12 protein-coding genes are annotated in these 12,976 nt (G+C 59.6%); 3 read left to right on the forward strand and 9 right to left on the reverse strand.

Annotated features, from left to right (window positions below; all coding sequences use genetic code 11):
* Nucleotides 1-661, reverse strand: a 661-nt coding sequence (locus DOU54_RS17085; RefSeq protein ID WP_502695971.1) for a LysR substrate-binding domain-containing protein, incomplete at its 3' end; no start/stop codon positions are given.
* 203 nt (nt 662-864) lie between these two features.
* Between DOU54_RS17085 and DOU54_RS17090 the strand changes: the two genes are divergently transcribed.
* Nucleotides 865-1,146, forward strand: a complete 282-nt coding sequence (locus tag DOU54_RS17090; protein ID WP_045532676.1) for a YjiS-like domain-containing protein — start codon at nt 865-867, stop codon at nt 1,144-1,146.
* Between the two features lie 179 nt (nt 1,147-1,325).
* On the opposite strand, the gene DOU54_RS17095 is transcribed toward DOU54_RS17090, so the two are convergent.
* From DOU54_RS17095 to DOU54_RS17130, 7 genes are all read right to left on the reverse strand, one after another.
* A complete protein-coding gene (locus tag DOU54_RS17095) occupies nt 1,326-2,699 on the reverse strand; it encodes a glutamate--cysteine ligase (protein ID WP_113380955.1) in 1,374 nt (457 codons plus the stop codon).
* A 117-nt stretch (nt 2,700-2,816) separates the two neighbouring features.
* Nucleotides 2,817-3,554 carry a 16S rRNA (uracil(1498)-N(3))-methyltransferase gene (locus DOU54_RS17100; protein WP_006699490.1) on the reverse strand — a complete coding sequence of 246 codons (738 nt, stop codon included), beginning with the start codon at nt 3,552-3,554 and terminating at the stop codon, nt 2,817-2,819.
* Between the two features lie 14 nt (nt 3,555-3,568).
* On the reverse strand, nt 3,569-5,074 hold the full coding sequence (locus DOU54_RS17105) for an inorganic phosphate transporter (RefSeq protein WP_113380956.1): 1,506 nt from the start codon (nt 5,072-5,074) through the stop codon (nt 3,569-3,571).
* A 161-nt stretch (nt 5,075-5,235) separates the two neighbouring features.
* Nucleotides 5,236-5,676: an NUDIX hydrolase gene (locus DOU54_RS17115; protein WP_034495984.1), complete on the reverse strand. Its 441-nt coding sequence runs from the start codon at nt 5,674-5,676 to the stop codon at nt 5,236-5,238.
* A 287-nt stretch (nt 5,677-5,963) separates the two neighbouring features.
* Nucleotides 5,964-6,710 (reverse strand): HAD-IIB family hydrolase, encoded by a 747-nt coding sequence (locus tag DOU54_RS17120; RefSeq protein ID WP_113380958.1) that lies wholly within the window; start codon nt 6,708-6,710, stop codon nt 5,964-5,966.
* Complete coding sequence (locus DOU54_RS17125; protein ID WP_004440158.1) at nt 6,707-8,053, reverse strand: glycosyltransferase family 4 protein; 1,347 nt, start codon at nt 8,051-8,053, stop codon at nt 6,707-6,709. The genes DOU54_RS17120 and DOU54_RS17125 overlap by 4 nt, the downstream gene beginning before the upstream one ends.
* Nucleotides 8,054-8,156: 103 nt before the next feature.
* Nucleotides 8,157-8,930 carry a FadR/GntR family transcriptional regulator gene (locus DOU54_RS17130; RefSeq protein WP_072494011.1) on the reverse strand — a complete coding sequence of 258 codons (774 nt, stop codon included), beginning with the start codon at nt 8,928-8,930 and terminating at the stop codon, nt 8,157-8,159.
* 288 nt (nt 8,931-9,218) lie between these two features.
* Between DOU54_RS17130 and DOU54_RS17135 the strand changes: the two genes are divergently transcribed.
* Entirely contained in the window at nt 9,219-10,493 is a 1,275-nt protein-coding gene (locus tag DOU54_RS17135) for a DUF3422 family protein (RefSeq protein ID WP_113380991.1), read from the forward strand.
* Between the two features lie 3 nt (nt 10,494-10,496).
* On the opposite strand, the gene DOU54_RS17140 is transcribed toward DOU54_RS17135, so the two are convergent.
* Entirely contained in the window at nt 10,497-11,396 is a 900-nt protein-coding gene (locus DOU54_RS17140; protein ID WP_113380959.1) for a LysR family transcriptional regulator, read from the reverse strand.
* Nucleotides 11,397-11,501: 105 nt separating this feature from the next.
* Here DOU54_RS17140 and DOU54_RS17145 point away from each other — a divergent pair, with 105 nt between their 5' ends.
* Complete coding sequence (locus DOU54_RS17145) at nt 11,502-12,935, forward strand: FAD-linked oxidase C-terminal domain-containing protein (protein ID WP_113380960.1); 1,434 nt, start codon at nt 11,502-11,504, stop codon at nt 12,933-12,935.
* Nucleotides 12,936-12,976 lie beyond the last annotated feature (41 nt).

Below are 12,976 nucleotides of genomic sequence, written 5' to 3' on the forward strand. Positions count from 1 at the left end.
CGGCAACGACGGTTGAAGACCAGCTGGTGAACAGCACCTGGTAATCGCGCCCGTCGGCATCGAGCGCCGAACAGGCGAGCTGGCGCCAGTGGCAGTCACGTCGTCCGACGGCGAGGGGCACCGGGGCATCGTCCTTCAGCGGATGGTTGGCGGAAGCGACCCAGCACAGCGGTTCGGTGCGCACCACATCCGACGAGCGGGCCCGCGGATTGTGGGTGACGAGAGCGATATCCAGTTCGCCGCGCGCCATTTTTTCCGCAAGGCTAACCGACGGCTCGCAGACGATGTAAAGCTCGACATTCGGATGAGTCTTCGCGAAACGCCCGATGATCTCGGGCATGTAACGGTCGGCATAGTCATCGGGCGTGCCGATGCGCAGCGTGCCCTCCAGCCGGTTGTCATCGAAGGCGGCGATCGCCTCGTTATTGAGGCGGATGATGCGGCGGGCATAGTTCATCAGCTTTTCGCCTTCCGCCGTCAGGCGGTTGCCCCGCCCGTCCTTGGCGAAGAGCTGTTTGCCGATGCGTTCTTCCAGCCGTCGCATCTGCATCGAGACGGCGGACTGTGTCTTGAAAACGCGGTCTGCGGCCTTGGTGAAGCTGCCCGTATCGACGATGGCGATGAAGGTGTGCAGCTGGTCTATGTCGAGAGGTGCGGACATGGATGGTCATCCATCAGAATGATTGATGTCTTACATTAGAAACATTCGTTGGACTGATCAATAGTCTTGCGACATTTTGACACCAAGCAAATCAATCTCAACCCCGGGCCGGCGAAACGTCAGGCCCCCAACCCGAGGCAGCTTCTCGCGCGTGGTGCGCCGGGGGCGGTGCCGCATCGTGCCGTTACGAAAGGATAAGTGTCATGCGCACGGCAGAACGGAGAATGGAACTGGAACTTGCAACAGCACGGCCGAACGATGCGTTCCGCCGCGTCGCTTTCCGCGTCAAGACCTTCGTGCAGCGCATCTACAATCGTATCGTGGCGAATGGCCTCACCGAGCTGGATGATCGTCTTCTCGCCGATATCGGCCTGGCAAGATCGGACGTCAGCGACGCCCTCAACACGGGCCTGCTGGAAGATCCCACCGCTCATCTGACCCGCGCGGCACGTCGACGGGCAGTAACACGGTTCGAGACCCTTTGAAATAGTGCCATCCGGCGGGCCTCCAGCTGCCGGAGAGGCCATCCAGCCGAAAGGTTTCCCCGCAGGGTGATTTGCCAATAGCCCTGCCTTTGCCCGGTGTCAGGCCCCCTCGGCCGCACCGGGCTTTTTTTATGTCTGCGATTGGCGCTCTCGCGAAACCCGAAGCGGTTCCGCTGGTTTTAATACTGGTATTCCTCGAACACAGGAAGAACCGAGCCGTCCCAGCGGCCATTGTAAAGCGCCAGCAAGTCTTCGGCGAGTGTCGTTTTCTTCGCCAAAACCTCGTCCAGCGAGGACAGGAATACGGTCTCGTCCTGACCTTCGCCATTCAGCCGGTTGCGGTTTTTCAGTCCGGTGCGGGAAATATTGAGCACTTCGCGCGCGATACCGAGAAGTGGCTTGCCGGCGATTTCGGCATTCAGTCCCTTGGCCGGAACCGCATCACGAAGGGCGATAACCTCGTCGAAGCTCCAGGCCGCCGTCAGTGCGTCGGCAGCGTCCAGCGCTTGCCGATCGTAGAGAAGGCCGACCCAGAAGGCTGGCAGGGCGCAGATGCGTCTCCACGGGCCGCCGTCGGCGCCGCGCATTTCCAGAAAACGCTTCAGGCGCACATCGGGGAACAGGGTGGAGAGATGGTTCGTCCAGTCGCCCATGGTCGGTTCCCATGCGGCGATTTCGCCCTTGAGCGCACCATTCATGAACTGACGGAAGGTGACATGGGTGCAATCATGGTATTTGCCGTCGCGCACGATGAAATACATCGGCACGTCGAGCGCCCATTCCACATAGTCCTTGAACCCGAAATCCTCGTTGAAGGTGAAGGGCAAGACGCCCGAGCGGCGATTGTCAGTATCGCGCCAGATATCGCCGCGCCACGAGAGAAGACCGTTCGGCTTGCCCTCCGTAAAGGGCGACGAGGCGAAAAGCGCCGTTGCCAGAGACTGCAGCTTCATGGAAACGCGCATCTTCTGACGCATGTCGGCTTCGGATGAAAAGTCGAGATTAACCTGAATGGTGCAGGTGCGGTACATCATGTCGAGACCCTTGGTCCCGACTTTCGGCATGTAGCGCGTCATGATCGCGTAGCGCGATTTCGGCATGCGTGGCGTTTCGTCAAAGGTCCACAGCGGGCTGCCGCCGATGCCGAGGAAACGGATGCCCATCGGCTCCGCCACTTCGCGCAGCGTCGCCAGATGCTGGTTGGATTCCTTGCAGGTCTGGTGCAGGTTCTCAAGCGGCGCGCCCGAAAGTTCGAACTGCCCGCCCGGTTCGATGGAGATGGCACCCATGCCGTGTTGTTCGCCGAGGCCGATGATGTTTTCACCGTCCATTATCGGGTCCCAGCCGAGCTTCTCCTGCATGCCCTTCAAAAGTGCGGAAATGCTGGCATCGCCGAAATAAGGAACCGGCCGGTTGTCCTCGCGGAAAAAGGCGAATTTTTCGTGCTCGGTGCCGATACGGAAATCGGCTTCAGCTTTGTTACCGCCCGCCAGATAATCTGTAAGCTCCGTAACGGAGGAAAGGGGGGTCTGGTCGGTCGTGTCGCGTGCCATGGCTTACCTTGTTATGACGTCTCTGTTGCGGCGAGGCATATGATTGGCAGATAGGGCCGTATCGTAGCTGGAGGCAAATGAATTTCTTTTAAAGATGCATGAAGAGCAACGGAGCATTCAGTTCCAGTCGCCGACCGTGGCCTGAATGACCGCCAGTGCGGCAACCGCAGCCGTATCTGCCCTCAGAATGCGCGGCCCGAGCGGAATGGGGGTGACGAAGTCGAGGCTGCGCAGAAGCTCCCTTTCTTCCTCCGAAAATCCACCTTCCGGACCGACGAGCAATGCGATTTTGCGTTCCTTCACTGCCTGCAGGATCGGCAGCGGATTTTGCCCCGTGTCGCCTTCGTCGCAATAGATGATGCGCCTGTCGTGGGGCCAGGTGTCCAGCATGTCCTTCAGTTTCACCGGCTCGGCCACCTCGGGCAGGGACAGTATGCCGCACTGCTCGGCGGCTTCGATGGCGTTGGCGCGCAATTTTTCGGTGTTGTGAATCTTGCCTTGGACATGCTGTGTCATCACCGGCTGCAACAGGCCGGCCCCCATCTCCACCGCCTTCTGCACCAGGTAATCCATGCGCCCGACTTTCAGCGGCGCGAAAAGATAATGCAGGTCCGCGGGGTTTGGCTGAGGCCGCGTCTGTTCGAGGGGGACGAGCACGATCTTCTTGCGGCTCGGAAAGGCAAGTTTCGCTCTCCACTCGCCGTCCCGACCGTTGAACAGCAGGATTTCCGCACCATCGGTCATGCGCAGCACATTGGCGAGATAGTTGAACTGTTCGGCGGTCGCCTCCAGCGCGACGCCTTCGGCAAGGCTGGCTTCGATATACAGGCGTTGCATCCGGAAATTGGCGCGCATGGGATTTTTCGGCTTTAGCGAAAGAGGAAGGACATGAACCAGTAGAGCAGCGCCGCGAGCGCTGCACTGGAGGGAACGGTGACCAGCCAGGCGGCGATGATCGTCATGAAGTGGGAGCGGCGGACAAGATATCGGCGGCGTATCTCCGAAGGATTGTCGGCATATTTGTCAGACCGGCGGGGTCGGCCGTCACCAACCTGGACCAGATCCTGCCGCCTGCGGGACGATTGCGTGTACCATTCACGGAAAAAGCCGACGCCGAACACCGCGCCGATCGCCGTATGGGTTGTGCTGACTGGCAGGCCGAAACGCGAAGCGACGAGAACGGTGAGCGCAGTTGCCACCGAAACGCAGAAGGCGCGCATCGGGTTGAGCTTGGTGATCTGCTCACCGACGAGGCGGATGAGGCGCGGGCCATAAAGAAGGATACCGCAGGAGAGCCCGAAGGCGCCGACCAGCATCACCCACAGCGGCGCACGTGCAGAGGTGCTCACCGCCTCGTCATGCAGGGCCCGCACGATGGCAACGACAGGGCCAATGGCGTTCGAAACGTCATTAGCCCCATGCGCGAAGGACATCAGGCCGGCGGCGAGAACGAGCGGCCACTGGAACAGGATGCGAAGCGACTGGTTGCGGTTTTCCAGTCCTTCCGACTGCTTGCGGATGATCGGCACGCCAAGCCGCCAGACGACAAGCCCGGTCACCAGCCCAATCAGGCTGGCGTGGCCAAGCGACACATGCATGAGCTGCCGCAACCCGACCCAGATGAGATAAGCCGTAAAAACACCCGCCATCAAACCGATGAGGACCGGCACCCACCGCTGCGCCGCGCCAATCTTGTCCTCGCGGTAAATGATGAATTCCTTGATGAAAGCAAGGATCATAATGGCTATGGCGGCGCTGATGAAAGGCGCGAGGACCCATGCGAAGGCGATGCTGCCGAGCGACAGCCAGTCCACTGCTTTTGCTCCGTAGGCGGCCATGCCCGCGCCCGCGACTCCGCCCACGACCGTATGAGTGGTTGAAATCGGTGCTCTGGTCCAGGTCGAGATATTGACGAGAAGGCCGGCGGCGAGAAGCGCAGACAGCATTGCCCAGGAGAAAACGGTTCTGTCGGGAATGGTCTCGATGTTGATGATGCCGCTGGAAATGGTTTCGACGACATTGCCGCCGGTGATCAGCGCCCCCGCAATCTCGCAGATCGCGGCGATGATGAGCGCGACGGCAAGCGGCATCGCCTTGGCGCCGACCGCGGGGCCGACATTGTTCGTCACGTCATTGGCGCCGATATTGATTGCCATATAGGCGCCGATGGCGACGGCGGCGATGATGATGACGGCGCCCGAAGTGCCTACGACAAAAGCACCGGCGAAGACCGCCGCCAGAACGACGAACATGAAGCCGGCGCCAAGGCCCGCAAGCTGCTGTGTGACATGCAGCGTCGCTTCTTCGACACGGGTAATCTTGTCGAGATCCTTGTCGAGCGTCGGCTTCATGTTTGATGGCGGCTTCAATGCCATTCAGACCTCGTTTGCCAGCATTCCCTTTCGTCCGGCAGTGTCGCAGGTTGAAGGCAATTTACAGAAAGACTGTTACATCTCGTACATCTTTCCAAAAGGAAAGATGATAAAAGCCGTGTTGGAAAAACAAACTGCAAATTGCCACACCTGGGGCGGCCGCACTATTTTGAATGCGTCATCCGTTTGTCGAAAGCGAGCATCAGCGCTTTCAGTTCCGGCTCGTTCACCCGCCTGGTCGCCTCCTGGGGGCTGACCCATTCCAGTCGCCTGGATTCCTTTTCAGGAAAGCTATCCTGCATTTCGGAAACTTCGAGCAGATGCACCTGAACCCTGCATGGCACATTGATGCCGCTGTTCAGTTTTTTCTCGTATTCGTAGTAACCGAAGGGGGCCTTCTCCACCGTGCCCTTGACGCCTGCTTCCTCATAGGCTTCCTGCTCGGCTACCGCATGGGCCTTTTTATGCGCCATGGGCCAGCCTTTGGGAATGACCCATCGTCCCGTATCCCTGCTTGTCAGCAGCAGCACTTCAGGCCCCGGATTTTTCTTGGAGAACCGATAGCACAGCGCCGCATATTGCTGCCGCGGCGGTCTGCGCAACATCAAGCCAACATCTGTCGCCAATCGATTCAAAATCTTCAATCCGAATAGGTCCTTCTTTGCCTGCCTATGATAATTGCTAATATAGATATCCCGTAAATTCCGCCAATCCCCCAACCTCCATAACCCACTACTGTCTTCACGCTGATGAAGCCTGCGGAAAAGATGATGCGGCAGATTTGCGAACAAAGTTTCGACCGGGTGGTTCCCCGGCCGAACAGCCCGATTGCGGTCTCACGGATGCGTCCCTTTCACACCGTTCGCAACCAAAGCATCGATAACGGAACGCTTCAGGCGGGGTGCAGTCCCCAATGGCGCAGGCCTTCAACCACGCCGTCCGCTTCGGACGCGCCCGAGCGGAAATAACGGCTGTCGAGATCAGCCAGCGATACAAGCTCCGGCAGGGCATTGCCGACAATGACTCCACGAATGTCCGTCAACTCGAACATCGCCCGATCATTGCCAGTATCGCCTGCGACCACTGATTCGTCGAGGCCGATACGCAATTGTCCACATAACCATGCGAGCGCAGCGCCCTTGTCGGCGGCCTTCGGTAATATATCCAGATCGCGCCCGCTGGAATAGACGATCCGGGCTTCGATATCGGCCCCGATCAGCGCAGCCTCGATATCGGCCAGTGTCGCTTCATCTGCGTCATGCAGGAACCAGCTGGACTTGAGGCCATGCTGGTAACGCTCCTCCTGCATCGTCACGCCGGGAACAGCGCTCATTACATCGGCAATTTTCTTTGGGTCGAATCCGGTGCCGAGCGAATGTGTGTAGGCGCTCTCCAGGTCGCTGCGCTCCTTGGCATGCAGCATGGTGCCGACCCCGCCGATGATGTAATCGGGCCGGGGCAGCGGCACTTCTTCCAGAAGGGCGAGCTGGTCATCCACCAGCCTGCCGCTGTTGAACACCAGAACCGGACGGCGATCGTCCGGCAATGACTGCCAGAAATCCCGGAACCGCCGCGTGGCGTCATTATCGCCCACGACGGTGCCGTCGAGATCCGTTGAAAAAAGGCGAAGCGGTCTCAATCGCCGTCATTCCATGGTTCGGCCCAGTCGGCTTCCTCGAGGACCGGCATCATGGTCCTGCCTTCCACCACGGCCAGAAGCTGCTGAGCAATCCCGGTCCATGTGAAGAGGCTGCGCGCCTTATGCGCGCCCATGCGGGAGAGGCGTCCATAGAGTCGCTCGTGCTTGAACGGCTTCATCATGGTGATGCCAAGATCCTCCTTGTCGAAAGGATCGGCGAATAACGCATGGCGACCATAGCTGACGGCTCGGAACAATCCGCCGTGGATGGTAACAACGGTCGGCGTGCCGCTTGCCATCGCCTCGATGGCCGTCATGCCGAAGGGCTCGTAGCGGCTGGACAGCACGAAGAGATCGGCCGCGCGATAGATGTCGGGCAGGTCTTCATCCGCGACATAGCCGGAGAATACCACCTTCTCCTCCAGTCCGAGCGATTTCACCCGCTCCTTGAGCTGGTTGAGGATGGTGGTTTCCTGCTCGTCCATGTTCTCGCCGCCCACGGCAAGATGCAGGCGGGCCTCCGGCTCGCGCTCGGCAAGAACCGAAAAGCCGTCGATCAGCAGGTCATAGCCCTTGTTGGTAGCAAGTCGTCCGAGCGCCAGCACCACCTTGCCTTCAAATCCGAAACGCTGGCGTATCATCTGCCGTGTCGCATCCGATACCGGGAAAAAGCGGTTGTCGTCATAACCCGGCGGGATCATGTGGATGTGCTTGCGCTTTTGCCCGTAGTCTTCAATGAGGACGTCGAGCTGCACCGGCGTGGTGGCGATCACCATGTCGCAGCTGCGGTAGATGATGAGTTCGTGCTGGATGCGTTCCTTGAAATTGAATTCCAGTTCGAACGTATCGGCCTTTTCCGGATAGTCGGTTTCCATCTGGCGTTTTTTCCAGATGCCCAGTGAATGCGGCGTATGCAGATGCGGGATTTTCAGCGCCTCGGAAAGCCGCTGACCGGCGACGCCTGCGTCCCAGTAGTGGCTGTTGATGAAGGAGTAGTTGAGATCGTTTTTCTTGATGAAACGCAGGGCGTTTTCGCACCATTCCATCAGGTGGCGGTGCAGATATTCCTTGGGAATGAAGTCACGCCCGCCGCAGGGAATGCGCACCACGCGGACGCGCTCATCGACCTCGTCGAATTCCGGCTGGTCTTCGAAGCGCCGGGTATAAAGATCGACGGTATAACCGAGTTGGCCGAGTTTGCGTGCAAGCTCAAGCACATAAACAACCTGCCCCCCGGTATCAGCCGCGCCCAGTGGCGGATGCGCGGCGACATAGCCATGCGTCGATATGAGAGCTATCCGCGGATAGCGTTCAGTTTCGCTCGTGGTTGTCATGGGTCCCATCTTGGTAAATTTTTCCAATCAACCCGATAAAAAGACCAAAGAGCACAAAAGGTTCCATCAAAACCTGAATAAAATGGATTGCGTATTTCGCCTGAGGGCGTTTTTAACTACTCCGCTGCTGCTGCCGCAAACGGGAAATCCGGTCCCATTCCCGCGCCTGATGCGCCCTGGATGTCGTCTCAACGATGAAGTCGATGTGGGCCTCTGCAGCCGCCCGTGCCGATGCCGGATCGCCGGCGACGATGGCGTCGTAAATGGCGACATGCTGTCTCAGCACCTCGTCATGGGCGCCTGCGATACTGAAGATGATGTGGCGATTATAAAAGATGTCGTCGCTCAACAGCCGGTAGCAAGAGCGAAGCGTGTGCATAAGGACGATGTTGTGCGCCGCTTCGCCGATGGCGTTGTGAAACTCCACATCCCCCGCCAGTTCCTCTTCGAAGCGGCCTGCCTCGTGCGCATCGCGCATCCGCTCGACAATGGCGGCAAGGTTGCGCCTGTCCGGTTCTGTCGCCCGCTGCGCGGCAAGTTCGGCGGTCATGCCTTCAATATAACGGCGATATTCGAGAAAATCCCGCGTCGCCCGGCTGTGGCGGGTGATCAGCGCGCTCAAGGGATCGGAAAAGACCGGCCCGACAATATCGGCGACATAGGTGCCGCCGCCATGCCGGCTCACGAGAAGTCCGCGGGTTTCGAGTTCTTTCAGCGCTTCGCGCAGGATAGGCCGCGAGACGTCGAGGCGCTGCGCCAGTTCGCGCTCGCCGGGTAGACGGTCGCCATCGCGCAATATGCCGTCGAGTATCAGTTCTTCGAAACGTAAGATCACCTCCTGCGATGTGCGGCTGTGCTCGATGCGCGCAAAAAGCGTTTCGTCCATCGCAGAAGTCCCCGGCGAAATCCGCCCGTGTTCGATATCGTATAAAGTATCAGGCAAGTCTCGCACTGGTCAAATATTCTGTCCAGTTCTCTCGCTCGCTGTATCAATGCCTGCGGCAACACGGCATCTGCCTTTTTGAATTGGCTTTTGTTAAAGCGGTCCCGACAGGGGCACTACAGCGGATTTTTCTGTCAGGTGGATCAAAACAGTGACATCGGCGTCGATCGTGGTGTTGTCATCACAATCGATGCCTTAGACATCAGCCATAAAAGCGGGGACGATATCGCAATGGCAAAGGGTAGATTTGCATTCGCAAGCGCGCCGGAACGGTCGCTGGCATTGGGCGAGGTGCATGCGCGGCCGACGGTGCTGCTTGCCCCGTCGCGCATCATCATCCAGCTTGCCTTCATGATGGATGGCGGCTCGGCCGTGCACCATTCTGTCATTGCGGAAATGTCGCGCAGCCGCGGTGTTGCGCCGCCGGAACGCGATGCGCGTCACCACGCCATGCCGTGGGGGCAGGGGACATTGCGCTGGGAGCGGCATACCGAATTCTCGACCTGGTTCTGGGATGGCCCTGCGCCGGAAAAATTTGGCGGGGAGATTGCCGGCGATCCCTTCGGTGACGGCTTTTCGCCGCCCGGCTCGCTGATCTCGGGCGTGCGGCTGGAAATTCGCCCGGAGAGTGGTTTTACCTCGCAGGCGGAAACAATCTTCGAGCCGACCAGCCTCTGTCATAGCGACGTGCGCGACGGTCAGGCGGCCATCCTCACCGATTTCCGGCAGGATCGCGACGGGCTGACGCAGATATTGGTGATCGACCGCGGCCTCAGCGATTACAGCCGCGGCGCGCTGGTGCAGCGGCTGCTGGATATTGAAACCTATCGCACGCTTGCCATGCTCGGCCTGCCGATGGCGCAGACGCTCTCGCCGGAAATCCGCCGCATCGAGGATGGCTTGACGGGCATCACCCAACGCATGAAAAACGGCGCGCGTGACGAGGCGGATGCGCTGCTGGCCGAAATGACCCGGCTTGCTGCGGAACTCGAAGCCAATGCCGCCCTCAGCCTCTATCGTTTCGGTGCCAGCCGCGCCTATGACGGCATCGTGCGCGAACGCATACGGGCGCTCGCGGAAACGCCTGTTCACGGCCATGAGACGATGGGCAGCTTTCTGGAACGGCGTATGGCGCCCGCCATGCGCACCTGCCAGTCGGTGGAAGAGCGGCAGGCCAACCTGTCGCGCAAGCTCTATCGCGCCACGGCTCTGGTTCGAAGCTGGATCGATGTGGAGCTGGAACGGCAGAACACCGTGCTGCTCAACACCATGAACAAGCGCGCCGCGATGCAGCTTCGCCTGCAGCAGACGGTGGAAGGCCTGTCTGTCGCCGCCATCTCCTATTATGTCGTCGGGCTTATCGGTTATCTCACCAAGGCAATCAGCCATGATGTGCTGCCGGTCGACCCGACCGTGGTCACCGGCGTTTCTGTGCCCTTCGCCGTGCTTGGCGTCTGGTGGGTAGTGCGCCGCATCCGCCGCTCTCATGCGGAGGGCGGGCACTGAGTGTCAGCCCTGCTCCCAATAGGGTGAAGGACCGTAGAGCGCAGCGAGATAATCGATGAACAGCCGCACCTTTGCCGGCAGAAACTGCCGGCTTGGGTAGACCGCAGACAGCGTCACGTTGCGCGACCCTTCATAGTCAGGCAGGACCTGCACCAGCTTCCCGCTGCGCAATTCGTGGCCGATATCCCATGTGGAGCGCAGCGCAATGCCGAGGCCCGATATGACGGCCTCGCGGATCACCTCGCTTGAGTTGGTGATGAGCATCCCCTCCGGGCGAAGGCTGAGCGCGCCGCCGGGTCCTTCCAGTCGCCAGATGTCGTTATTATGCGCGGGCAGGCAGCGATGCTTCCTGATGTCTTCGATCGTGGCCGGCATGCCGTACGCCTTTACATACTCCGCCGAGGCGCAAAGCACGCGCCGCACCGGTGCCAGCCTGCGGGCCACGAGGCTGGAGGAGTTGAGATCGGCGATACGGATCGCCAGATCGTAACCGCCCTCGATAATATCGATGAACTCATCGCTCAGCACCAGATTGACCGACAGGTCCGGATGCCGCTCCATGAATGTCTTCAGATGTGGCGCGATATGCATGCGCCCGAAAGAGGTGGGTGCGGAAATCTTTAGCGTGCCGTTGACGGTATTGGCCCGGCCGGAGACGAAATCCTCCGCCTCTTCCAGCCCTTCGAGAACAGCCAGCACCCGTTCGTAAAAGCCTTGCCCCGCTTCGGTCAAAGAGATTTGTCGCGTGGTGCGCTGGAACAGCCGGGCACCGAGCTTTTCTTCCAATCGCTTGATGCGCTTGGAAATGACGGCGGGCGAATAACCAAGCTCCTTGGCAGCAAGCGACATGCTGCCGGAGGCGGCAACGCTGGCAAAGACTTCGAGATCACCCAGATTTGTCATAGTTGCCCTCGATTGTTTCCAGAATAGAAAAAATCCATAACATTTGATTGCGCGACTTCAAAGTGGTAAAGAAACAATACCAGTTATCGGCACGGAGGAGCGGCGGTGACGCAGCCTATAAAGTTTCTGGAGCCGCGCGCTCAGGTCTTGGCGGATCGCGAACGAATTATCGCCGACCTCAAGACCGTCCTGCCTGATGACTGTCTTGTGCACGAGCCCCGCGAACTCGTGCCTTTCGAGACCGATGCTTTCGTTTCCTATCGCCGTCTGCCGCTCGCCGTCGCTTTGCCGAGAACGACGGAGGAGGCGGCGGCTGTCATGACATATTGCCATCGCTCCGGCATTCCGGTCGTGCCGCGCGGGGCAGGCACCTCGCTTTCCGGCGGCGCTATCCCGCAGGAAGACGCCGTGGTGATCGGCCTGTCGAAAATGAGTGCGATCCTTGAGCTTGATTTTTACAATCGCACGGCGCGGGTACAGGCGGGCGTCACCAATCTCTCCATCTCCGATGCCGCAGGCGCGGAGGGTTTCTTTTATGCACCCGACCCCAGCTCGCAGCTTGCCTGCACCATCGGCGGCAATATCGGTATGAATTCCGGCGGCGCGCACTGTCTGAAATATGGCGTCACCACCAATAACCTGCTTGGCGTCAAGATGGTGCTGGTCGATGGCACGGTGCTGGAGCTGGGCGGCAAGCATCTGGATGCTGCAGGTTACGACCTGCTCGCGCTTGCCTGCGGCTCCGAAGGCCAACTCGGTATCGTGACGGAGGCAACGGTGCGCCTCATCGCCAAGCCGGAGGGCGCGCGCCCGGTGCTGTTCGGTTTCGAAACTTCCGAAGAAGCGGGCTCCTGCGTCGCGGATATCATTGGCGCGGGCATCATCCCTGTTGCCATCGAGTTCATGGACAAACCGGCAATCGAAATCTGCGAGGCCTTCGCCAAAGCGGGATATCCGCTTGACGTCGGTGCGCTTCTGATCGTGGAGGTCGAAGGCTCCGAGGCGGAAATGGACGCCATGCTGGCCGATATCGTGGCCATTGCCCGACGACATGGCGTGAAGACGGTGAAGGAATGTCAGTCGGCAATGGAGGCGGCGGCGATCTGGAAAGGCCGCAAATCCGCCTTTGGCGCAACGGGTCGTATCGCGGATTATATCTGCATGGACGGCACGGTGCCGCTCTCCCAGCTTTCCCATGTGCTGAAAAAGACGAGTGAGATCACCGATCGCCTCGGCCTGCGCGTCGCCAATGTCTTCCATGCGGGGGATGGTAACATGCACCCGCTGATCCTGTTCAACGCCAATGACCCTGACGATGCGGCCCGTGCGGAAGAAGCGGGCAACGAAATTTTGAAGCTCTGTGTGGATGCCGGTGGCTGTTTGACCGGTGAACATGGTGTGGGCATCGAAAAGCGTGACCTGATGCGCCACCAATATGGCGAGGCCGATCTCGCCCAGCAGATGGCGGTGCGGGCAGCCTTTGACGAGGGCTGGCTGATGAACCCTTCCAAGGTGTTTCCGCTTGAGGGGAGGGGTTGATGGGCGCTGGTTTTATGATGTTGCAGGGTGTGGCTTACCCC

Source organism: Agrobacterium sp. MS2, from assembly GCF_003261015.1.
Lineage (GTDB): Bacteria > Pseudomonadota > Alphaproteobacteria > Rhizobiales > Rhizobiaceae > Agrobacterium > Agrobacterium pusense.

Excerpts from the sequence above, each read along its gene's own strand:
- DOU54_RS17135 (WP_113380991.1), top strand. The coding sequence starts at position 9,219 with ATGGCAAAGGGTAGATTTGCATTCGCAAGCGCGCCGGAACGGTCGCTG.
- DOU54_RS17140 (WP_113380959.1), bottom strand. The coding sequence starts at position 11,396 with ATGACAAATCTGGGTGATCTCGAAGTCTTTGCCAGCGTTGCCGCCTCC.
- DOU54_RS17095 (WP_113380955.1), bottom strand. The coding sequence starts at position 2,699 with ATGGCACGCGACACGACCGACCAGACCCCCCTTTCCTCCGTTACGGAG.
- DOU54_RS17100 (WP_006699490.1), bottom strand. The coding sequence starts at position 3,554 with ATGCGCGCCAATTTCCGGATGCAACGCCTGTATATCGAAGCCAGCCTT.
- DOU54_RS17130 (WP_072494011.1), bottom strand. The coding sequence starts at position 8,930 with ATGGACGAAACGCTTTTTGCGCGCATCGAGCACAGCCGCACATCGCAG.
- DOU54_RS17125 (WP_004440158.1), bottom strand. The coding sequence starts at position 8,053 with ATGGGACCCATGACAACCACGAGCGAAACTGAACGCTATCCGCGGATA.
- DOU54_RS17090 (WP_045532676.1), top strand. The coding sequence starts at position 865 with ATGCGCACGGCAGAACGGAGAATGGAACTGGAACTTGCAACAGCACGG.
- DOU54_RS17115 (WP_034495984.1), bottom strand. The coding sequence starts at position 5,676 with ATGTTGCGCAGACCGCCGCGGCAGCAATATGCGGCGCTGTGCTATCGG.
- DOU54_RS17105 (WP_113380956.1), bottom strand. The coding sequence starts at position 5,074 with ATGGCATTGAAGCCGCCATCAAACATGAAGCCGACGCTCGACAAGGAT.